Here is a 22,347-nt window from a genome sequence, read left to right as displayed (position 1 = left end):
AGTTGGCAATTTACTGGGGCTGAACAAGAAATGTTATTAAAGCTTCAAGTATATCAAAAACAAAATGACTACACTTCTGTAGGAGCCGACTGGGTTCCTTCACTTAAGCCATACATTTTAGCTAACCAAACTATCATTGCGACAGCCCATAAGATTGCCAGTCCGCAGACAAATGACCTTGTTTATCAATTACGTCAGCATAGGAAAGACAAGGTGATTTTGGGAGGTGTCTTATCAAACATTTGTGTAGAATCACATATGAGAGACTTAATCGAGAATGGATTCCAAACAGCAGTTATTTATGATGCCACTGCCGCCATAAGTGAGAAGGATTTTCAAGCAGCTGTCACAAATTATCAGGCATTCAGCAGTGCTACATGGTCAACTCTACAGGCAATCTCTCAATTATAAGAAAAAAAACATTGTCTCAAGAGTTGACTTAAAAGGGTTGCTAATTTTATGCAACTCTTTTTGTTTAATTCTAAAGTTCTTCAACTAACCTGATCCGTTTGTTAAATAAGAAACGAAGGTGCAGCAGCTACCTCAGTTGTTAAGCTAATGCACCTGTATTAGTACATTTCTTCCCTGGAATAAAGGGTTTAGTATAGCTAACATGCTGTTTTCTCTTATCCTCGGACTTTCATTAACCTATGCGATTTATAAAACTTGTTCGCTTTGGGCGGACACTGGCATCCATTGGGGTCTGAACGTCTGCTACGGTATCTTTAACGGAACCCTCGGTAGCACAGATGGGGGACTAGTATTAACTATGCACGAACAACCATCCATGTTTACTGAAATGGTCAGCTACATTGTGCCTTTGTTCATGTTTTTGTTTGTATATTTGCTACGAAACAAATTTGTACGATACAGCGGCTAGGGTTGCCTCTAGCCGTATTTCCGCTCCCTCACAATATATTCAAGAAAAAGCGTTAATCCTTATTCGATCAAAGCACCCAGTTAGTGGAAGAATGGGCATCACCCATCTTAAATAACCTCTAGCCACTTCGTGATTATTTCTTTAAGTTTTTCTTCTTTAGCATTAATGTCCTTTTTATCAGTAAATTTCATCATAGCCCTGTCAACTGCTTTCCATTCTAATAGCCCACTAGTATCAATAATCAGTTGTTCATTTGTATTTCGGTCTTTTACCTTAGCACCACAATGAAATACGAGTCGAAAAAATCCTTTTCCATGAAGATTAAATGTAATTCGATCTTCACCTTCATAACAAAAGCTAGGTGCATTCCATTTAATATGTTCAGTAATTTTTTTATCAGTGCTTAAAATGATCTTTCGAACCATGGCAATTTCTTCTTTAAGTGGATGTTCAAGGTTGCTTATAAATTCCGCTACCTGTTCAGGACCAGACAACTTTTTACTACCAGCTGTTTTTTTATTCGTTGTCATTATTACTTAGCACCCCTTAATATCTTTCAGTGTAGTAAACCCTCTTTTTCTATATATTACCAAATAAGGTGATTTTATTAAACTAACCTCCTATAGTTGAAGAAGAAATAGGCATTACTGAAATTCCAGTAATGCACCGGTTACTTTTTCAATTAAGTTTATTTCTCTTTTATAAAATAAGATCCTTGTCCATTTTCTTGAGGGACAAAGCTGGGCTTCTTAATATTTATCCAATCATTTTAGTACAATTCAGATCTCCCTAGTAAAAAGGCGTTTCATTTCCTGATGGGGTTTGATAATAGTCCCATTCCAATTTTCTATTTCAATCTTCAACACTTCACTGTACCATTTTTTTACTGCATTTAGATTTTTAGTTCTCCCAAATATTCCCCCGAAACCTTTTATCATTATCACAAACTCCCTCTCTTCTCTAATTACATTAATTTTTCAATTAAATTAGATTTTCAAAAAATAAAAATTATACCTTCTTCACCCAACCCTTTAAGAAAAAGCAGACCATATAGCATTGCTCAGAACTCTTGCACCCGTTTGTCTGCCCCTTAATTGAATAGTAAAAAGCGATCCTTCGTTATTGAAGAATCGCACCCAGTTTGTTCAACAACTACATTTTTTATTGCATATTATCATCGGATTGTGTGTTAAGCTGCAACCGTTTGAACACCTATCTATCTTTAATTTTCGACTAATTAGACATAAACCAACAAATACCAATGAATTCTTATAATAATTTTGTTATTATAAATTTAATAAGATTTGGTTGGTAAGCCATTGATCTTATTACTCTTTCGGTACCAGGCACTCATTGATGGTACCGCTTACATAAGTAGTCGTACTGCGCAGTAAAAAATATTACCTTTCCAAATGTTATTAACCATGTACTCAACAACTTTTTAAAAAGTAATTTAATGAAAATATTTATTCGCCAAATTTATCAATAAGGAATTTCAAAATTATTTGTCAAGACATATTTATAAAAAAATTGGGAAAGGTATGACAATTGATATATACCATAGTAATTGGAGCATTGCCTGGTCATCCAGGATATGATATGCACTTTTGGGAGATTAATCCTTTTTGATTGGTTGCAACTATTCTGACCGTTGAATAAGAAAAAGCCACCAAGAATTTTCGGCAGCTAAATCTTCGTTCTTTACCCTCGTTAGGTCAAAATCAAACTTGTCTATTCCATCTGAAGCATTCCTTGTTTCAGAACCCATATTCAGGATTGGGATGACCATTCCATCACTTTTTTACTTTTATTATCTCAGGTATTGTCGTCCAGTACTTTGGGTCTTCTAAGCCGAGCCGCCAAATCCCGATTCCTCGTAAGTTATATTTCTCTACAAGGTCTAGCTTATACCGCAGACTATCGCTATTCTCAAACCAAACCTGGTGGCTATTTTGTTCTTCATCTACGTAACTGAAATGAGGTGTTTTCGAACGGGAGTCCCATAGAACTTTAGCTTTATATTTTGTTTTCTGACCCATTAACTCTTCATAGGAGCTATACTTGGCTTTGCCTGCTGTTGTATCCCAATCCCATCCATAACCAGCGATACCGAGTAAAATTTTTGATGGTGGCACTTCATGTTTCAAAGCATAACGAATTGTTGCTTCTGTCCAATCGACTGATGCTGTTGACCCGGGTTTTGTTCTTGGGTTGTGTTCATCGTATGTCATAATCATTAACCCATCTGAAAATAGAGCAAGCTTTTCGTAATCAAACCACGGTGACCAGGGATTAGCACGGGAATCACCTGTATTTGCCGGGACTGAAACCGTAACTACTTTTCCATCACGATTTAGTGCATCAGACAATTCTTTTATCATCTGGCTAAAGGAATCCCGGTCAGTCAAATACAAATTTTCCATGTCAATATTAATACCGTCATATTTAAATTGATTCATTTCATTGCGTAAGTTCTGAATGAAAACATCGCGGGTTTTATCGTTATCGAGTACATTACTCGCTACCTGCTTCCCCTTCTCCACGGTTTCATAAAAGAGATTATGTACAACCATATATACCTTTAGGTGTTTTTCATGAGCACTCTGAATAACCTTTCTTTTATGATCTGCTGTAACGGATTCTATAAGACTGCCTGGACGTTTATCATCAAGCTTATACCAAAAAGGTGCAATGATGCTTAAACGGGAGAATTGCGAGTCAACTGTAGGTTGAGATCCTGGATATGTTCCTTCCTGTTCTGTGTAGAAACCTAAAACCTCGCGAGGAGTTTTATTCGTACTGTGATTTTCGTCTTTACTTTGTGACTGACCGCAGGAAGACATTAGTATAAAGACCATGCTTAAAGAAATGATGGTGAATGACCGATAACAAATTTTTACCATAATACACCTTCTTCTATTTTGTATATCTCTTAAGATGATTAGAAAAGGTCAACTTATACACGAATTGACTTTCCCTCTTAAAGGATCTTGGGAAAAAGATCACCATAAATTTAAGCAGCTTAGTTTTGAAGTACAAAAACGCATTTGGAAGGAAAATCCAAACAGAATTAGCAACCGAATTAACATTGTAAATACCATTAAAATTGGAATCCTTTAACTAATTTTATACTTTGTCGATTTTCTTTACAAAATGAATGTTTATAACTTAAACTAACTGCTATAACTTTTCCTAAATAAGAACTTTTTATTTCTTCATTCAACTATTTTCTCCCCCTCAATTATTTCATCAATATCGTCTATCACTTTTTAAAGTAAACTGAACGTTAGTTCAACAAAAAACAGGACCGCCTGCAAGCGATTCCCGTATTCACTCTTGCCCCCGTCAGAACAGAAAACGGAGGCATGTACATAATAAAGAAGGGATTAAAATATATCTTAATAATTGCTTTCATCAGATAAACCAGATAATTACTCTGTTCCAAGACTATATAAAAAAATGGATATATACAGTATTCACAATTTTATAATTATGAATTAAGTTAAAAAAAGGCAGGCATTCAAAATGTAAAGCTATATGCAGGAAGCTATAGTGATTGGGTCTCATTTGATGAAAATCCAGTGGCAAAAAGGGAAAATAGTAATCGTGTGGGATATGTACTACGTCCCAAAATGATGATCCAAATTGGGACAAGGAATTGTCCCTTTGGTTCTTTATGATACAAAAATAGTAAACTGGATTTAATTTATTATCCATGTTTCAATATCTCTAACAAAACAAAGAAAGAAGTTAAAAGAAATGTTTAAAATAACCTTAAAAAATAATAGTTTCTATTTTCCCGACACAATGTCAGTTGTGGAAGTTGCTAAGTTGCAGGGAATGAAAGTTCCTTATGGGTTGTATTGGCGGAGGTTGCGGGATTTGTAAAATGAGAATAACAAAAGGACAGTATAAATTAAATGATTGGGCAGCTAAAGCCTTATCAGAAGAGAAAAAAAAGAATGGACATGTTTTCCTCGGTCAGACTTACCCTTTAAGTGCTCTGCAGCTTGTATACATACCGAAATAATTGGAGTATAGGACAGACACGGATGTCTAACGGGAAATGCGGGTACGAATTCTAGCTCTTCACCTAGTGAAACGTAAGAACCATCAGAGACTACTGAAAAAGTACATATTTGTATGAATAAACGTACATTCTCTGCTAAATATAGTAAAGGTGCGAAGATTATGATCTTCATAATGCAGGTAATGCGACTTCTTTTTTCGGTAGCTTATAACTCTTATTGGCTACCGAAGTATGATCATTTTTCCTTTTTCAGTAGCCTATCACCTTTATTGGCTACCGAAGCTTATTCATTTTTCCTTTTTCGGTAGCCTATCTCTCTTATTGGGTATCGAAGTATGATCATTTTTCCTTTTTCGGTAGCCTATCACCTTTATTGGCTACTGAAGCTTGATCTTTTTTCCTTTTTCGGTAGCTTATCAGCCTGATAGGCTACCGAAGCTTGATCTTTTTCCCTTTTCCGGTAGACTATCACCCCTATTGGCTACCGAAGCTTGATCCTTTTTCTTTTTTCGGTAGCCTATCACTCTTATTGGCTACCGAAGCTTGATCTTTTTTCTTTTTTCGCTAGCTTATCAGACTTATCACAATTGATTTCTTTCAGCACCAACGGATTTTGTGCAATACCTGTCTAAAATCGCTAACGAAGAAGCTTTTTCAGCAGTCTCGAACTGTACCCGCGTTTCCATTCTTTTAAGTTTCAAATCTATGCCTTCATATATAAATCCTCTGTATACTTTGCTTTCATTTCAAAGCGTGGCAAGGATCCTTCTGGTACTAACTGAACATCGGCAGAGAAGAACAATTTCGCACGTAATACCGATTCGATTTCCTTTTTCAATGCGGCTTTTTCTTGTTCAGCTAAATCATTCGAGCATTCCACCTTAATTGGAAGAGGTGGTTCTGCTAATGGCGGCTTTTCCTTCAACACGATTTGAAACTCACCATTGGTTTTTGGTCTAAAACTGTTAACAACATCTTTAATTGCCGTTGGAAAAACATTGACTCCGCGAATAATGAGCATATCATCGGTTCTTCCAATGCAACGTAACCGGAAGCTGTTTCTTCCACACTTACATGGAGTCGTATCCACTTGAACTAAATCCCTTGTTCGGAAACGGACAAGCGGTACACATTCCCGATCAATCGCTGTATACACGAGTTCGCCTTCCATATGATCACTCTCAGGCACCACTTCACCTGTTTCAGGATCGATAATTTCACAAATGACATAGTCCGAACCAATGAAATGCATGCCGTTTTGTTCAGGACATTCGCTGAATAAGACAGGAGCCATATCTGCATTTCCCATGGCCTCGAGTACTTTACATCCCCAATCCTGTTCAATCTTTTTGCGGACTTCCGGAAGACCTCCACCAGGTTCACCGCCGACACACATTAATGTAAGACCCAGTTCTGATGGTTCCATGTGATAGTTTTTTCGTACAAATTCAGCTAAATAAGTAGCATAGGATGGTGTACAATATAATGTATCTGCATGGAAGTCTATAATACTTTGAACCACGCGATCTGAAGCGCCTGTTCCAACCGGAATAAATGTAGCCCCTAATCTTTCAATGCCGTCTTTCATCGAACTTCCCACAAAAAAGGAAAGACCCATGGCGAAAACCACGATGCTGTCTTTTCGAATTCCATGTGTATAACATACACGCGCAAGCATTTCAGTCCAAACATCAAAATCATGTCTTGTCAGCCCAACATATGTTGGACGACCTGTTGTTCCTGATGAGGAATGGATACGAATAATATCCTCTAACCCTACCACTGCATGAGTCCCTAGCGGCGGAAGTGTATTTTGACTTTCCCTGATTTCATGCTTATATGTAAACGGGAGTTTTGCTAGATCAGATAGTTCTTGAATATCCCTTCTTTTAATCCCTGCCTCAGCATATTTCTTTTGATAGAATAACGAATGATTGAAAATATAGTCTAACTGCTTTTGCAGTTTTTTTGCTTGAATTTCCTCTACATGGGATTGTGGCTCCATAAACTCTTCTTTTTGTTTTTCAGAAATCATTCCATTTCCTCCTTTTATGTAAACCCTTTCATTAATTAATATAATAACAGAAAATTCTGTCGTTTAACAAACTATCATTCTGCTATTTGACAGTTTGTTTAATTTTTTTAAAGGCTCTGTTATAACTGAATGTAGATCTCCCTGTATTTGAAAAATAAACGGAAAAATTCCGTTTATTTTGGGAAATACCCATATTTCCCTAAAAATAAAAGAAGTTTTTCCGTTTATATTATCCAAATCTTTAGATTTTGTCTTATTTAGAGCAGTTAATCGGAATATCTCCGCCTATATCTGCTAATAAACCTCCACTATATACATTTAGTCGGAAATTCTCCGCCTATGAATTTATATACCTACACAAAAATCAACAATGAATTATAACAGAGCCTTTTTAAAAAATTCAACCAGGTCCCCTGTTTCCCATGCAAAAAGCGACGCAAATGTATGTTTTGCGTCGCTTCATAAAATAATTGGAAAACTCATGAAATCTTATAGTAATCAGCCATTACAATAATTCAACATACCCTTCTGTGCCATGTACCCGAATTCGCTGCCCATCTTTGATCAGTTTAGTAGCATTCTCTACCCCAACAACTGCTGGTAAGCCATATTCACGTGCGATAACCGCTCCATGGGTCATTAAGCCGCCTACCTCGGTGACCAGGCCTTTTATGGATACAAACAATGGTGTCCAGCTCGGGTCCGTAAAGGCGGTGACTAATATATCTCCCTCTTCTAGATTAGCATCCTCTATGTTTAAAATCACACGTGCCCTTCCCTCTATCACTCCGGAGGAAACCGGGAGGCCTGCAATAGCATCGATTGGGAGATTTTCTCGTTTGTACTTACCTGTAATGATTTCACCATCAGACGTGATCACACGTGGTGGTGTTAATTTTTCATATATTTTGTACTCGTCTTTTCGTTTGCGAATGATCTCGTCATCCAGTTGATTTTTGCGTACGACTTCATGCAATTCATCAAACGTTAGATAGTAAATATCCTCTTTTTCATGAATAACGTTTGCTTGTACCAGTCGTTCGGCTTCTTTCAGTAACGCTTGCTTATAAACGAAGTAGCGATTAATCATGCCGTATTTTGGATATTCACGATACCCGATGAAATTACGGATTAGGTCAATCTTTCGTTTTGTTTCTTTGGCCTTTTCTTCACCATTCGGTAATTGTTTCAATCGGTCTATTAACTCTTTTTCCTTTTCCAAAGCAACACGCTGCCCTTGCTCGAATTTGCTCTTGCCAGCATTTGGTTCAAAATTTTTGATATTACCAAGAATCATGGGGACAAGTGTAACTGGTTTTTCACTCCAGCGAGTTTTCGTCAAATCGATTTCTCCGGCACATCGCATTCCGTATTTATTGAGAAAAGAGATTATTGCATCTCTAGCTTCCTGTCCACCATCAAACTTAACCAGTTCATCCAAAAAGTTTTCATCTTTCACATGTAGTAAATAATTAATTACTTCTGGATAAGGACGAATCGCATCTGCGACATCCAATAACGCCAGACCCATTTCCGAAGTAATATTGTTTGGTACAGATTGAGAAAGCGTGTCTGCAGCGTTTATTTCACCTAACCACTCGTTCATTTTTTCATTAATCCATGTTGAAGCATTTATAGCAGCCATAAATACAGCAGAACTTTGTGGGTCAAATAAAATCTTCTTTAATACTTGAATATCTTCTAGAATAAAATCAAATAAATCTGATCCTGATTTCGTTTGGATGTTTTGTTTTAACTCTTCTATGGATGTTTGACTCTTCTTAATCAAATCAGATACGATTGAGGGATTATTTTCAATTTGCGCCAGCCTATCGGGATTGCCTCTCGTGGGCCTTGGTGCTTCATGATCATTTGGTAACGATTTTATAAAATCTCCATGCTCAATGATGTTCATAATGGCGTCTTTCATGAGTGGATCGTGTTGTCCCATAGCACTCAATAAAACGTTTCTACTGGCAGGTGAAGCCAGTTTAGCTGTGACATCAACAAACAACCTTCCACCAGCTTTACGCATTGGGGCAGGTGTCGTTAACAGGAAAAAAGACAATCCCAATGGTTTGATGGGGTCTGTCATCATTTGCTGATGGCCGACAGATATAAAGACGTGGTTTTCTTGATCATTCGCTTCAGGGATGGGAAAAAGAGTTGTGATTGGACGGCTCTGGACAATATAAAAGGTATCATCAACCAAACACCATTCGATATCTTGCGGACAACCAAAATAAGCTTCGATCTGTCTTCCGATACGTGCCAGTTGTAAAATTTGTTGGTCAGTAAGTGTTTGCATCTTTTGCTGATCAGGATCGATCTCTTGTGTCTCGGTCCCGCCTTCTTTTCGTCCATTGATAGCCAATTTTTTAGCTGCTATCATCTTATTGACGATTTTATTCTCTTTCACCTTATAGCAATCGGCAGATACCAAGCCAGAGACCAGCGCTTCTCCAAGTCCAAAACTGGCATCGATTGACAGCAGCTTGTGGTTGGAAGTAATTGGGTCAGCAGTAAATAAAATCCCTGAAGCCTGTGGAAAAACCATCCTTTGAACAATAACAGATATATAAACTTGTCTATGGTCAAATCCATTTTGCATCCGGTAGATGACCGCGCGTTCCGTAAAAAGAGAAGCCCAACATTTTTTAATATGCTGCAGGATGGGTTCTTTTCCGATGATATTTAAATAGGTGTCTTGTTGACCAGCAAAAGAGGCATTTGGCAGATCCTCAGCGGTCGCACTCGAACGAACGGCATAAGCCTGTTCATCACCAAGCTGGGAGAGATAGTGAGTAACTGCTTGCACCACATCGGAAGGAATTTCTACTTCGATAAGGATTTGGCGAATCTTCCGGCTGATTTCACCAATAGGCTCTCGATCCTCTACTTTTAGCATGGATAATCGATCCAACAAAGCATGATATGTTTCGTTTTGTTCGATGGCTTTTTGATAGCCCAATGTTGTTACACAAAATCCCTCGGGTACTTGGATAGCTTCTATTTTGGATAATTCCCCCAAATGTACCCCTTTTCCGCCAACAAGACTTTGCTGTGTTTTTTCCATTTCCTGAAAACCGAGAACCAAAGAACTCATTCCACATCTCTCCTTACCTGTCATGTTCTATTGATTTTAGCAGTTGTATAGGAGAATACAAAGTCTATAATATTCATTTTTTACATGGTATAATTAAATTAGGAAGGGAACATTTTTTAAATCCCGTTATAACTAAAAGACTGATCTCATATTTGAAATCAGTCTTTTTCATACATATTATTTTTTTCTTCAGCCTCTCCATTGAACTGGCAAAGCCCTATTATTTCAGTTTCAAACAATCAATTTCATTACATTCCTAAGCGATTACTTAAAAAGTTTCTACATTTGTAATTTTAGATAGGTATTAAAGTGATAATATTATTTTTGCTTTGTTTATGAATTTTTAATTCAAGGAGGATTTCATATGGAAGACATAAAACCTGAATTACATATTGTGGGAATATGCGGCAGCTTACGTAAACATTCGTTCAACCGTGGTTTATTACGTGCATTAGAACAGCAGCTGCCAGATAAACTAAAATTTACAGTAGCAGATTTATCTGATCTCCCCTTTTATAGTGAAGAAAGAGAACAAAACCTGCCAGAAACAGTAGTAAAACTTAAAGAATTAGTGGAATCTGCTGATGCTATAGTAGTGAGTTCACCCGAATATAATATGTCCTATACGGCTGTACTAAAAAATGCTCTGGAATGGTTATCACGAGGTTCTTTACAAAGACCATTAGCCGGAAAACCAGTTGCCATTATAGGTGCTGCGTCTATTCAGGTTGGAGTCTCACAAAGTCATTTACGGGATGTTATGTGTGCATTAAATGCAAGGTTGATCAATAGACCCATTATCCAAGTGGGGAATGCCCGTGAAAAGTTTGATGAGAAAGGAAATTTAATTGATAGTAGTGTGAAAGGACAATTAGAGACTTTAAAAGATGAATTAATTGAATTTTTAAAATAATTAGCGAGACAGTTCCTTATATACGATCGGTATCCAAATTGAAATTTAGGATGAAGAGGAGCTCCTTTTTTATAACGCTAAAGGTTTTTGCAGTTTCTGCCCTTCTAAGTGCAATATTGAATGCCCTACTCATTTTAGTCGAGTACGCCTTTTTTTCGGTATTCTACTTAGAATTTTTACTGGAATCACACGTGCTGGAGTATATCCAATCGCTGTAAAATTTTTATCACAATAGTGTCCTAAAAACGTGGATTGGCGATTGGAATCAAAATAGCAGCATTAACTTTAGGGTCATTATTACCTCATTTTGTTGTGATGTTTTTTTCCTCATTTAATTGGAGATTAATAATCATTTGTAGTTCCGTATTGGCTTTATTATCGGCTGTTCTTGTAATTGTATTTATGATCAAATATAGACGTTACGAATTCAAAAATGAGAATGTGTAATTGTAACTTTTATTTAGTTAACAATAATACGAATTTTCAACGTTATGTAAACTCAAATATAAAAAGCCTGATTTCTCAGAATAGCAATTGAGAAATTAGGCTTTAGTTACTTCATTAAGCGCCCTTTTCTTGAATAAGCATAATGGATTATTTACTTACCTAAGTCCAACAAATATGGCAAAAATCCCTGCTTTTTTATTGAGAGTCGTGATTTTTGGCATTTTTTTCATTTTAAAAACACTACACTACCTATAAGTCAGCCTTTTTACCTAACGTTGTAGACTTTCAATTCCTGACGCTATCCCCTTTAGGAAAGATTCTCTCCTTTTTCATGAATCTCTGTTTCAATCGCTTCAACATGCTCATCTTTAAGCTTTTGTTTTGGATGAGGATGAAACCAATGGATTTCTCCTTCATGAACAAACCCTTTGTACTCCTGTCCTTGCACTTTAAAAGTGACTTGGCGGCGCTCGTGTGGTCGATTTTCAAATACTTGCGTCATTTCAATGTCATCAATCCAATTGGAAACCCCATATTCTCCCAACAATTCACGGATTTGGTTTTCGATTTTCGCTTCTTTTTGCTCACCGAGTATTTGTTTCGGATATGGATGCATCCACGTAATTTCACCCCCGTGAAAATGACCTTTAAACTCATTGTCATCAACCGTAAAAGAGAATTCGTGTCTTTGGTGTACTGGGTGGCCACTAAGTATTTGTTCAACTTCAAAATTCCTAACTTCCGGTGTCAACGGCTTTCCTCCTTAATAATCTACATATTAAAAGGATGTTCTATATCTCAGAAAAAATGTCTAACGAATCATTTTGAATTCTACCACTTAAACGTGTTCAAATTAAATTAGGACATACCATAATCTCTTGTTTGGGATCCATGATTTTCGGCATCAACGGTACCTTTCCCCGCCTTGTTTTCCAGCGATCCGCCAGAAACAGCACCTGCAGCTGCAACTGAACCAAATGGATCAAGAGCAGAAGTCATGGTATCCCCAGTAAAAGCACCTACATTAGTTCCTACTGCCTTGCCAGTACCGTCATCGTCACGTTTGCTTTTGTTGATATCAGCCATCTATTTCACACCCTCGTTTTTTATAGGGAGGTGCTATGTTTTAGCAGCACTGTCCCGTAACATATTTTGTCCAATAGGAACAAATTTACAAGAAGGGATTAATATGCATTTGTAATTTTTTAGTTATTCCACAAACTGGCCCTTTTGTAGAAAATCACAGAGTAATCAGTGTCATCTTTATTGCAAGGGGTATTCAGTGTTTATTTCTCTCGGAGAAGATGGTTAAATCTTATTGAAAATAATATTCTAGTATATAAACCTGTTATTAAGTTGTAATCACATGTCATCCATTAATATAAATCATGTCACTACTGGTACATTTCGGTGGTCGTAATCAAGTAAGTCATCATTCGCATTTTCCATAAGAACCTCCTATAATGACTTTCTCATCAAATTTTAATGTTTCTATTATGTTTTTCTAATAGTAAAGGACTATTCTTTTAACTAGAGAAAGACATAAATCATAAACATTAAAACTGGGAGGTTGATTATATTGTTTAATCAATTTGATATAGAAAAAAAGATGTTTGAAGGTCAATTCCATGAAAGATATCAGTTTTCATTAAATTATGAAGGAAATCATTTCAAAGGAATTTATCATAATGGAAAGATTACTTGGTTTCATCCTCTAAATAACCTCAAGGAAGAAGCTCTTAACAACCATATTGAAGAAGAAGTTCACAAAAAAATGCAGGATCAATTTTCTTTGTTTAATCAATTTGATATAGAAAAAAAGATGTTTAAAGGTCAGTTTCATGAAAGAAATCAGTTTTCATTAAATTATGAAGATAATCATTACAAAGGTATTTATCATAATGGAAAAATTACTTGGTTTCATCCTCATCCACTAAACGACCTCGAGGAAGAACATTTATCCTATATGGAAGAAGAAGTTCACAAGAGAATGCAAGATTAATTTACTCTGTGAAGATTTTAATATTGATATAGCTTCAACAATCGAGCTCGATTATAAAGATCATTAGTCTAATTCCTCAATGAAATGTGGAGGTTTTAGACTTTTTTTATCTTATGATTCTTAATCATTTTACCTTTGCTATTCCTAATGCAAAAAATCACCTCAGACCCTTTTTTTACCTAAGACTTCAGTTATGTCAATCCTCCTTTAATCAAATCACCAAGCACGTCACTCATCGATTAAAATCACACCTATTACCTTTCTTATTCTGAAGCACCTATTCGTTTTATTTTTATTAAAGAAAAATAAATAATTGACACATATATTAGAGAATTCTAATATGATAATAACAAACATATTAGAATTTTCTAATATGATCGGAGGGAAAATTTATGAAAGAAAATGAATTTGATTTCGATATGAAGGTTAAACTCATTCATGGATTTTCTAATAAAACAAGGCTGCAAATTCTCGAAAGTATAAAGGATCAAGAAAAAACGGTATCTCAAATTGTAGAAGAAATTAACGGAAATCAGTCGAATATTTCACAGCATCTCGCCTGTTTAAAAGGATGTGGAATTATCGCGGGAAGAAATGAAGGGAAATACTGCTATTACAGTTTGCGTAATCAACATATCAAGGACTTATTAACGATGTTCGATGTTGTTCTTGAAGATGTTCAAAATGATGTTGCATGCTGTGAGCGTCATATAGATTAGGGGGGAAAAAATTGGCTGACCAATGTTGTGGATCAGATAAAGTGACTGAAAATAAAGAAGAAAACTGTTGCATCTCTACAGGTATATCAACTGCAAAACAAGAGAATGCAAGTTGTTGTTCAAGTAAAAAGGATTCAGTAAATACTTTTAATTCAATACCCATTTTCATTCAAGAAAAAACTAGTTGTTGTAGCAGTAATTCACCGGAGGATACGGTAAGCTGCTGCAGCCCTTCCTCTGAAAGTGAAAACAAGCAAAAAACTAGTACTTGCTGTAACAGTGAAGCAACAAATTCAGAAGCTCAAAATCTAGCAGTAACAAGCTGTTGCAGTAATGAACAACAGACATTCGAGACAGTTTCGAAAACTCTTCCAGCTGGGGAGTCTCTTGAATACAGAGTCTACGGAATGGATTGTCCTTCTTGTGCAAAAACCATTGAAAAAGGGTTAAGCACCTTAAAGGATATAACCGAGGTAAAGGTTCAATACAACACAGCGAAAATGCAGGTGGCTGCAAGTAACGCTGATGCCCTCATTCCGATTGAGAATGAGATCAAAAAACTTGGATATTCTGTTGAACCTTTAAATCTAAAAGGCAATATAAAAACGTTTGATGTTGAAGGAATGGACTGTGGTAGCTGTGCTAAGAGCATTGAGAATCATTTAAACACCCTTCCATCTGTTAAAAGTGTAAGCGTCAATTTCTCTACTGGAAAAATGAAAATTGAACATTCTGGCAGTGTTGAAGATATTATCAATGAGGTTTCTAAGATCGGCTATAAAGCTACCTTTCAATCAAATAAGAATTCGATACAGACGAACAAACATAAAAACGATAATGGTTTAGTGATCTTTTCTGGTGCACTAATAGCATTTGGTTTTATTGGTTCTTTTACTGGAATTTCTCCCTTGATGTCTACCCTTCTATACTCCATCGCAATGGTGATCAGTGGATATAAGCCAGTTAAAGCTGCGTACTATGCGATCAAAAGCCGTTCTCTTGATATGAATGTTCTCATGTCTGCCGCGGCCATTGGTGCTGCTTTTATTGGGGAATGGCTTGAAGGTGCTACCGTTGTTTGGTTATTTGCAATTGGTAACTACCTACAAACGAAATCGATTGAACGAACAAGGAGCTCCATCCGTAATCTTATGGATCTAGCCCCTCCTGAAGCCTGGGTCCTAGTGGGTTCAGAGATGATTAGAAAACCTGTTGAAGAAATAACAGTCGGAGACATTATTATTGTTAAACCGGGTGATAAAATTCCATTAGATGGGGCAATCATTCAAGGAGAATCAAGTGTCAATCAAGCTCCCATTACCGGAGAATCCATTCCTGTCGATAAGCATATTGGTGATACAGTTTACGCAGGAACGATCAATGAACATGGTTCCCTTGAGATAAAGGTTACGAAGTTAGTTGAAGATACAACGATCTCAAAAATTATTCACTTAGTTGAGGAAGCTCAAGAACAAAAAGCACCAACAGAAGCATTTGTAGATCGATTCGCAAGTATCTATACACCCGTTGTATTTATTTTAGCATTGACAATTATAGTGTTGCCTCCACTACTTGGATTTGGTACTTGGGGAGAATGGTTTTATAAAGGCTTGGAGCTATTAGTTATAGCTTGTCCTTGCGCATTAGTGATTTCTACTCCTGTTGCGATAGTATCAGCGATTGGGAACGCTGCGAAAAACGGAGTCTTAATTAAAGGTGGAACGTTTTTAGAAAAAGCCGGTGCCATCACTGCCATTGCGTTTGATAAAACTGGTACGTTGACCGAAGGAAAACCAAAAGTATCAGAAATCAAGGCATTTAATGTATCAGTAGAAGATCTACTATCAATAGCCATAACACTAGAAGAATATTCCACGCATCCTATTGCCAAATCCATTGTTGGATATGCCAACGAAAAAGGAATCCAACCGAAAAATGGCGAGTTATTCAAAAGCATCGTAGGTAAAGGTGTTCAAGCGACTATTGAAGATGATATTTATTACGCTGGTAATTTAAAGCTATTCGAAGAAATGAATGGTACTTTAGAGGATGTAAAAAAACATGTTCAAGAAATTCAGAGCAATGGGAAAACGGTAGTTATAATAGGGACACAAAGCCAAATAATCGGGTTGATTGCTGTTTCAGATACCATACGAGAAACAACGGCCTCAGCTTTAAAATCATTAATACAAAGCGGAGTTAACCAAACGGTCATGTTGACTGGTGATAATGAAGGTACTGCAAAAATGATTGCTTCTGAAGCGAATGTGAATCGGTATTTCGCAGGATTATTACCAGAGGATAAGGTAGATGCCATTAAGACATTGCAAAATGAAGGTCATAAGGTGGCAATGGTTGGAGACGGTATTAATGATGCTCCAGCACTTGCAACAGCAGATTTAGGTATCGCGATGGGTGGCGCAGGAACGGACACTGCAATGGAGACAGCAGATATTGTTTTAATGGCTGATAATCTTGATAAGCTTCCTCATACGATGAACTTAAGCAGAAAAGCTTTAACGATTATTAAACAAAATATTTGGTTCTCTATTATTATTAAAGTCATTGCGTTAGCGTTAATCTTCCCAGGCTGGCTTACACTCTGGATGGCTGTATTAAGTGATACCGGAGCTGCTTTAATTGTTATTTTAAATGCAATAAGATTACTGAAATTTAAATAACAGATATATATGAGATGTTTCTGGATAAGAGACATCTCATTTTATCATTGAATATTCTATTTGGAATTTAATTATGATAAAAAAGTAATTGTAACTTTTATTTAGTAAATCTTCATCCGCGTTTTGCGTTAATGTTTTAAATGATCTCAAACTGCATAAAACCAGTTGTATCTGGAACAAAATCTAATTTTTTATTTTTGAAATAATGACACTCTCCCTTATCAATAATAAAATGAAGTCCGTCTATTATTACTTCAGAATCATTTGGCTGACTAGTTTCTTCAAAAGTCAACTTCAATTTCATAAAGCAACTTTTACGCATTTGTAAACGGATTAATTGGCCGCTATCCGGTAATTTCATCCTGTTTTGCAGTTCTGTTTTTGCTGTCTCGGTGACAATAAACACGAAATCATCCCTTTTATTTTCTTCAACCCATTTCATAATTTGTAACCAAAAATTGTATTATTAAAGTTTTCATTTTAAGTTTGAAATTTAAAGCGAGAACAACACTATCAAAAAAGTTTTAATCAGGTTAATAGATAGTTTTTTTAATGTAGGGCTATGGAAATGAGAATACTATTATTTCTCACTCCCATAGGGTGTGTAATTTTTTAAGTTTACTTCATTCTTGCTTTTGCAATTTCTGCTGCAACATCCACAATCATATCTTCTTGTCCACCAACAACCTTGCGCTTACCTAATTCAATTAAAATATCGCGAGAATCAACATTGAATTTTTCAGCTGCACGTTTTGCATGCAGAGCAAAGCTAGAATATACTCCGGCATAACCAAGTGTTAGGCTGTCTCTTGTAATTTCCTGTGGCACATGTAAAATTGGTGCAACAATTTCCTCTGCTAAATCCATCATTTTATATAAATCTACCCCTGTTTGAATGCCCATCCTTTCAAGAACGGCTATAAGTACTTCTGTTTGTGTATTACCAGCACCAGCTCCCAAGCAGCGCACACTTCCGTCAATCCGATTAGCTCCTTCATCAATCGCAGCAAGTGTATTGGCCATTGCCAAAGATAAATTATTATGGCCGTGGAAACCTACATTTACTCCTACAGATTGTTTAAGCGCACGAATACGCTCACGAACTTGATCTGGAAGTAGGTATCCTGCTGAATCGACTGTATATACAGTATCCGCTCCATAGCTTTCCATTAATTTTGCTTGCTCTACTATCTTGTCGACTGGAGCCATATGACTCATCATTAAAAATCCAACTGTTTCCATACCTAGTTCTTTTGCATAAGCAATATGTTGTGCAGATACATCTGCTTCGGTTACATGTGTGGCGATACGGGCCATTTTTGCTCCTAAATTTGCTGCTTCTTTTAATTCATGTAGCGTGCCAATACCAGGTAATAATAAAACGGCGATTTTTGACTCCCCAGCAACAGAAACCGCTGCTTCGATTAATTTCATTTCATCTGTTTTTGATAGGCCATATTGTAAAGAGGATCCAGCTAAACCGTCTCCATGTGATACTTCAATATAAGGGACGTTTGCATCACTTAATGCTTTTGCCACATTTAGTACTTGATCTACAGTATATTGATGAGCAATAGCATGGCTTCCATCTCGCAACGCTACCTCAGTGATAAGAATATCTCTATTATCTGTCATTGTTTTTATACCCCTTTCTATCATTTAAACTGTTGCACTTGTTTTTATTTTTTTGGCGAACTCTTCAGCTACTCTTACACCTGCAGCTGTCATAATATCAAGGTTTCCGGCATATTTTGGCAGATAATCTCCAGCACCTTCTACCTCAAGGAATATGGTTACTTTATTGCCATCAAAGACTGGTTCTGTACGAAGGCGATAGCCAGAAACATATGACTGAACCACTTTAGCCATTTCGTCAATCGATTTCCTAATTGCTTCTTCGTTCATTTTCCCTTCCTCAACAAGCGTATAAACGGTATCACGCATAATAATAGGCGGTTCAGCAGGGTTTAAGATCATAATGGCTTTTCCCTTTTTAGCCCCTCCAACTTCAACTACGGCACGTGAAGTGGTTTCGGTAAATTCATCGATATTCGCCCTTGTTCCTGGTCCTGCACTACGGCTAGAGATCGTGGCAACGATTTCAGCATAATCTACTGGGCATACTCGGCTTACAGCATAGACCATCGGGATTGTCGCTTGACCACCACACGTAATGAGATTGATATTATCCTCATCTAAATTGGACCCCATATTAACTGCTGGACACAATAATGGTCCAACAGCAGCAGGAGTCATATCAATTGCTTTTATGCCAGCTTCTTTTAATACCTTTGCATTATAAAGATGTGCTTTGGCTGAAGTTGCATCAAAGATAATATCAGCTTCTAATTTCGGATCTGCAAGAAAACCATCTATTCCACTATCAACCGCAGCATAACCTAATTCCCTCGCACGACGTAATCCATCAGAATTTGGATCAATACCAATAACAGCAGTTAATTCTAAAATTTCAGATCTACCTAGTTTTACCATAAGATCTGAACCAATATTTCCTGAGCCAAGAATAGCTACTTTCACTTTTGTCAAAACCATTCTCCTCCTAAATATGAATTTGCACTTCACAGTTGGTTAAATTCAAATGTTGAATCAGATATATCTAATTGGAGTATTTTACTCTTTAGAATAATTTATTCAAATACACAGATCCCACCAATGAAACGCTCAAAACATACGCAAAGGTATGGTTCAAGAAATCTTAATACTAACTATTTGATTCCAAATTAATTTCAGGAATGTTTTAATTTCTATTTGATAATCATTTCACCATTCCTTTTATTACCATAACTTCCGTGAGAGATTAATCGTTTAACCTTGCATAAATGACTCTGAACTTGTGAAATTTATGGACTGTTGATTTTTATTTCAACCATATAACAGCATGCCTATCCAAGGGGGGAAGTTTTATGACAAGACAACACCAACAACAAGTGCAACACCCTATTCAATCTGTTCAACAAGCACAGCAGTTTGTTGAAATTGCTCAAGCAGGTTCGGATCCACAACAATTACAACAGGTTCAAAACCAAACAGAGAGTTCGGCAAATTCACAGCAACTTATTTAGCGATTTTTTGTAGGGCGATTGGAGATAAAAAGCGATTTAATTCTTCAGAAGCTAGAGGTCCCTGAAAAAACGTCATCCTTTTCAAGTATTTTACTGAAAGAATAACGTTTTTTCATTTTGGAGGAAATTCGTTTCTTTAGCTTGATGGGCATGTAACGATACATTGGCTGCTTAGCCCTCTCTTAATTATCAATTTGATGTCTTGTCAGCCCAACAAAAGTAGGGCAACATTCTCATCGAATATTAATGTTTATATTATTTTTTCTAATAGTAAAGGGCTATACTTATAACTAAAGAAAAACATAATTCATAAAAATAAAAACTGGGAGGTTGTTTAGTTTTTTTAATCATCTGAATATAGAAGGATGTTTGAAGGTCAATTTCATGGAGCGATATCAGTTTTCATTAAAATATAAAGGAAATCATTACAAAGGATTTATCATAAGGGAGATATTACCTGGTCTCAACCACATCCTCAACCTGGAGGAAGAACCTTTAACTCTCATTCTTAATCATTTTACCTTAGCTACTCCTAATGCAAAATGGCTCCAAAGTATATCCTCCACTACTTCCGCTAGTGATTCTTCACAATTAACAATTAAGATGACTTCAGAGTGTTTTCCTTTCAAGACTTTTTTCTTTTTCTTTATAACCAACTCCATGAAAAGCCGAATAGCAAATCCAAGAACAAATCCAGTAAATGCACCTATTAGTCCCCAATAAATGGGTCCCCAAGCCAATTTAAAACCAACACTTGCTCCAATAACTGAAAAAGCAGTAGCAAGCCCCATTCCTATATCAATCAGGCTTATACCGTCTGAGCGATGAAGGTTATCGAAAATTTTCCGTTCTTCTTGTCGGTTATCTAGAGGGACAGCAAATATGCTTTCTTTTTTAATCCCTTTCTTTTCTAGCGTTGAAATGGCCATTTCTAAGAATCCATCGGTTTCAAATGTTGAAAATAGCTGCATATCTTTCACTTCACTTTTTGTCCTTTTAGTATTTGGAAACCCTCCGATTGATAATTCTCGGTTAAATGATTCCTTAACTCTTTTTCGAAAAGTTTGTTATTCTCAATTGTATGAATATACAAATCATAAGCAGCAAAACCCATAGTGTGAAGGGATGAATAGAAGCCACTCTGGCTGTAGAACCGAGGTTGCTTCCTTTACTTTGCCTAAAAATAAAAGTACAACCGCTTCTTGAACATGAGAATTATAATAAAATATCATTAACCATACGATGACAAAGAGAGCAGTTAAAATCCTATGTATATAGAGTTCTCCTAGTCCAGGGATGAAAAATGACCACATAAGGGAAAGGATGGGATTTCGCTTATCTAGGTAATTAATCTCTAACGCTCCTAATGCAAATGAATTAAAACGGTGTTCCTCTCGCTCGGCAAAAAAATAGATCTTGTTTATATCTACTGTTGTCCGATAACTGTCCCAAATACCGAAAAGGTAAACAGGGATATACATAAGAAGCCATCTTGTGTCTAATACTTCTTTTGCCATGTCAATATTCCCTTGAAAGGAATAAATCATGGAATAATTAACATGGGCTTTAATATTAACAACAACTTCCCAAATAAATAATGCATATCCTCTAAGATATTTTGATAAAAGCATATGCCCGAATCCAGGAACGCGGCAGACATCATGCAATAATATAAGGGTTTCTTAAATGCAATTGGGTTGTTCCAAAGATACTCACATGGGCTTTATATCGTCTGGCAGTATTATCATTTGAATAGTTGTCCATTTCATCCACCTTAAGGAACGATTTATAATATATTTCCAAAGGTGGGATATATTTATGCATTGCCTTATTATGCGTCCCCCAAGAAGAGAATAGTTACTTCATTATTTAGTGGCTGAGTGAATATAACAAATTTCCGGTTTTATTTCATTTAATTGCTACACAATAATACTTATAAACAAATTAGTAAAGGCGGGTTATTTAATGATTAATCTTGTTCGAGTTGGAGTGCTCACTATTTCATAGTTATCACTTGTTTTCCTGCCTAAAAGATCCTTAAGAAAATACCTGCCCGTTGCAAATTTGGCAGTAGGTTTAATCCTATTAACCAGTTTATTTTCTCTTCCTTTCAAGCTATGGATCGTGGAGAAAGGCGGAATAAAGAAAAGATTTTTACTGATCTAAGTCTAATTTTAGGACCTTTCTTTTCCGGCACTTTATGGATTTTCCATTTAACCTTTGGTCGTTTTGGACCATATTTGCTATTGAATATGCTCATGAACTACTTGCTTGCTTTTCCTTTATGTACATTTTTTCAGAGGTTAAAGTTATTTAAATTGGTTAATTTTAGACCCATTCGCATCTTTTTCACCTATATTTTGTATTCGATTGTTCTTTATAGATATCAGATGTTCTTAACTAAACCAAGCAACTACTATCAAAATAGAATATAGAAACACGAAGATGGTT

17 protein-coding genes and 3 pseudogenes are annotated in these 22,347 nt (G+C 36.3%); 8 read left to right on the top strand and 12 right to left on the bottom strand.

From position 1 onward, the window contains the following. Positions 1-30: 30 nt before the first annotated feature. Positions 31-411 (top strand): cysteine hydrolase family protein, encoded by a 381-nt coding sequence (locus tag R4Z09_RS12965; RefSeq protein WP_338452690.1) that lies wholly within the window; start codon positions 31-33, stop codon positions 409-411. A 576-nt stretch (positions 412-987) separates the two neighbouring features. On the opposite strand, the gene R4Z09_RS12960 is transcribed toward R4Z09_RS12965, so the two are convergent. The 3 genes and pseudogenes from R4Z09_RS12960 to R4Z09_RS12950 form a co-directional block, all read right to left on the bottom strand. After that, positions 988-1,410 (bottom strand): DUF1801 domain-containing protein, encoded by a 423-nt coding sequence (locus R4Z09_RS12960; protein WP_338452689.1) that lies wholly within the window; start codon positions 1,408-1,410, stop codon positions 988-990. A 261-nt stretch (positions 1,411-1,671) separates the two neighbouring features. Continuing rightward, positions 1,672-1,818, bottom strand: a pseudogene (locus tag R4Z09_RS12955) (glyoxalase); the annotation flags it as partial. Between the two features lie 855 nt (positions 1,819-2,673). Continuing rightward, a complete protein-coding gene (locus R4Z09_RS12950) occupies positions 2,674-3,783 on the bottom strand; it encodes a glycosyl hydrolase family 18 protein (RefSeq protein ID WP_338452688.1) in 1,110 nt (369 codons plus the stop codon). Between the two features lie 603 nt (positions 3,784-4,386). Here R4Z09_RS12950 and R4Z09_RS12945 point away from each other — a divergent pair. Together R4Z09_RS12945 and R4Z09_RS12940 are read left to right on the top strand one after the other, a co-directional pair. After that, positions 4,387-4,479: pseudogene (locus tag R4Z09_RS12945) on the top strand (sulfurtransferase); the annotation flags it as partial. A gap of 254 nt (positions 4,480-4,733) precedes the next feature. Further along, positions 4,734-4,910 (top strand): 2Fe-2S iron-sulfur cluster-binding protein, encoded by a 177-nt coding sequence (locus R4Z09_RS12940; RefSeq protein ID WP_338452687.1) that lies wholly within the window; start codon positions 4,734-4,736, stop codon positions 4,908-4,910. A gap of 703 nt (positions 4,911-5,613) precedes the next feature. Here R4Z09_RS12940 and R4Z09_RS12935 read toward each other — a convergent pair. Both R4Z09_RS12935 and ppsA read right to left on the bottom strand, forming a co-directional pair. Next, the gene (locus R4Z09_RS12935; RefSeq protein WP_338452686.1) at positions 5,614-6,945 is read right to left on the bottom strand and encodes a phenylacetate--CoA ligase family protein; all 1,332 of its coding nucleotides are present in this window, start codon (positions 6,943-6,945) and stop codon (positions 5,614-5,616) included. Positions 6,946-7,450: 505 nt separating this feature from the next. Next, a complete protein-coding gene (gene ppsA / locus R4Z09_RS12930; RefSeq protein ID WP_338452685.1) occupies positions 7,451-10,051 on the bottom strand; it encodes a phosphoenolpyruvate synthase in 2,601 nt (866 codons plus the stop codon). Between the two features lie 364 nt (positions 10,052-10,415). On the opposite strand from ppsA, the gene R4Z09_RS12925 reads away from it, so the two are divergent. Beyond that, positions 10,416-10,964: an NAD(P)H-dependent oxidoreductase gene (locus tag R4Z09_RS12925; RefSeq protein ID WP_338452684.1), complete on the top strand. Its 549-nt coding sequence runs from the start codon at positions 10,416-10,418 to the stop codon at positions 10,962-10,964. A 754-nt stretch (positions 10,965-11,718) separates the two neighbouring features. On the opposite strand, the gene R4Z09_RS12920 is transcribed toward R4Z09_RS12925, so the two are convergent. Beyond that, positions 11,719-12,162, bottom strand: coding sequence for a hypothetical protein (locus R4Z09_RS12920; protein WP_338452683.1), 444 nt, complete (start codon positions 12,160-12,162; stop codon positions 11,719-11,721). A 107-nt stretch (positions 12,163-12,269) separates the two neighbouring features. Further along, positions 12,270-12,497 (bottom strand): hypothetical protein, encoded by a 228-nt coding sequence (locus R4Z09_RS12915; protein WP_338452682.1) that lies wholly within the window; start codon positions 12,495-12,497, stop codon positions 12,270-12,272. Positions 12,498-12,990: 493 nt separating this feature from the next. Here R4Z09_RS12915 and R4Z09_RS12910 point away from each other — a divergent pair, with 493 nt between their 5' ends. The 3 genes from R4Z09_RS12910 to R4Z09_RS12900 all read left to right on the top strand — a co-directional run bounded on the left by R4Z09_RS12910 (position 12,991) and on the right by R4Z09_RS12900 (position 16,813). After that, a complete protein-coding gene (locus tag R4Z09_RS12910) occupies positions 12,991-13,413 on the top strand; it encodes a hypothetical protein (protein ID WP_338452681.1) in 423 nt (140 codons plus the stop codon). Between the two features lie 392 nt (positions 13,414-13,805). Further along, the gene (locus R4Z09_RS12905) at positions 13,806-14,132 is read left to right on the top strand and encodes a metalloregulator ArsR/SmtB family transcription factor (RefSeq protein ID WP_338452680.1); all 327 of its coding nucleotides are present in this window, start codon (positions 13,806-13,808) and stop codon (positions 14,130-14,132) included. An 11-nt stretch (positions 14,133-14,143) separates the two neighbouring features. Continuing rightward, a complete protein-coding gene (locus tag R4Z09_RS12900; RefSeq protein ID WP_422392270.1) occupies positions 14,144-16,813 on the top strand; it encodes a heavy metal translocating P-type ATPase in 2,670 nt (889 codons plus the stop codon). Positions 16,814-16,949: 136 nt separating this feature from the next. Here the strand turns inward: R4Z09_RS12900 and R4Z09_RS12895 are convergent, their stop codons facing one another. The 3 genes from R4Z09_RS12895 to R4Z09_RS12885 all read right to left on the bottom strand — a co-directional run bounded on the left by R4Z09_RS12895 (position 16,950) and on the right by R4Z09_RS12885 (position 19,360). Continuing rightward, positions 16,950-17,255 (bottom strand): iron-sulfur cluster biosynthesis, encoded by a 306-nt coding sequence (locus R4Z09_RS12895; protein ID WP_338452679.1) that lies wholly within the window; start codon positions 17,253-17,255, stop codon positions 16,950-16,952. 176 nt (positions 17,256-17,431) lie between these two features. Beyond that, positions 17,432-18,448 (bottom strand): 4-hydroxy-2-oxovalerate aldolase, encoded by a 1,017-nt coding sequence (dmpG, locus tag R4Z09_RS12890; RefSeq protein WP_338452678.1) that lies wholly within the window; start codon positions 18,446-18,448, stop codon positions 17,432-17,434. Positions 18,449-18,472: 24 nt separating this feature from the next. Beyond that, positions 18,473-19,360, bottom strand: coding sequence for an acetaldehyde dehydrogenase (acetylating) (locus R4Z09_RS12885; protein ID WP_338452677.1), 888 nt, complete (start codon positions 19,358-19,360; stop codon positions 18,473-18,475). Between the two features lie 377 nt (positions 19,361-19,737). Here R4Z09_RS12885 and R4Z09_RS12880 point away from each other — a divergent pair, with 377 nt between their 5' ends. Then, positions 19,738-19,896 (top strand): hypothetical protein, encoded by a 159-nt coding sequence (locus R4Z09_RS12880; RefSeq protein WP_338452676.1) that lies wholly within the window; start codon positions 19,738-19,740, stop codon positions 19,894-19,896. A 512-nt stretch (positions 19,897-20,408) separates the two neighbouring features. Here the strand turns inward: R4Z09_RS12880 and R4Z09_RS12875 are convergent. After that, positions 20,409-20,867, bottom strand: coding sequence for a hypothetical protein (locus R4Z09_RS12875; protein WP_338452675.1), 459 nt, complete (start codon positions 20,865-20,867; stop codon positions 20,409-20,411). A 5-nt stretch (positions 20,868-20,872) separates the two neighbouring features. Further along, positions 20,873-21,660: pseudogene (locus R4Z09_RS12870) on the bottom strand (hypothetical protein). Positions 21,661-22,347: the final 687 nt, after the last annotated feature.

This window comes from Niallia oryzisoli (assembly GCF_036670025.1).
GTDB lineage: Bacteria > Bacillota > Bacilli > Bacillales > Cytobacillaceae > Bacillus_BD > Bacillus_BD oryzisoli.
The sequence above is the reverse complement of the archived record's forward strand: the minus strand, read 5'-3'. Positions and strand labels throughout refer to the sequence as shown.

Coding starts and splice junctions, on each gene's coding strand:
- R4Z09_RS12965 (WP_338452690.1), top strand. CDS start 31: ATGTTATTAAAGCTTCAAGTATATCAAAAACAAAATGACTACACTTCT.
- R4Z09_RS12960 (WP_338452689.1), bottom strand. CDS start 1,410: ATGACAACGAATAAAAAAACAGCTGGTAGTAAAAAGTTGTCTGGTCCT.
- R4Z09_RS12950 (WP_338452688.1), bottom strand. CDS start 3,783: ATGGTAAAAATTTGTTATCGGTCATTCACCATCATTTCTTTAAGCATG.
- R4Z09_RS12940 (WP_338452687.1), top strand. CDS start 4,734: ATGGGTTGTATTGGCGGAGGTTGCGGGATTTGTAAAATGAGAATAACA.
- R4Z09_RS12935 (WP_338452686.1), bottom strand. CDS start 6,945: ATGATTTCTGAAAAACAAAAAGAAGAGTTTATGGAGCCACAATCCCAT.
- ppsA (WP_338452685.1), bottom strand. CDS start 10,051: ATGAGTTCTTTGGTTCTCGGTTTTCAGGAAATGGAAAAAACACAGCAA.
- R4Z09_RS12925 (WP_338452684.1), top strand. CDS start 10,416: ATGGAAGACATAAAACCTGAATTACATATTGTGGGAATATGCGGCAGC.
- R4Z09_RS12915 (WP_338452682.1), bottom strand. CDS start 12,497: ATGGCTGATATCAACAAAAGCAAACGTGACGATGACGGTACTGGCAAG.
- R4Z09_RS12905 (WP_338452680.1), top strand. CDS start 13,806: ATGAAAGAAAATGAATTTGATTTCGATATGAAGGTTAAACTCATTCAT.
- R4Z09_RS12895 (WP_338452679.1), bottom strand. CDS start 17,255: ATGAAATGGGTTGAAGAAAATAAAAGGGATGATTTCGTGTTTATTGTC.
- dmpG (WP_338452678.1), bottom strand. CDS start 18,448: ATGACAGATAATAGAGATATTCTTATCACTGAGGTAGCGTTGCGAGAT.
- R4Z09_RS12880 (WP_338452676.1), top strand. CDS start 19,738: ATGACAAGACAACACCAACAACAAGTGCAACACCCTATTCAATCTGTT.
- R4Z09_RS12875 (WP_338452675.1), bottom strand. CDS start 20,867: ATGCAGCTATTTTCAACATTTGAAACCGATGGATTCTTAGAAATGGCC.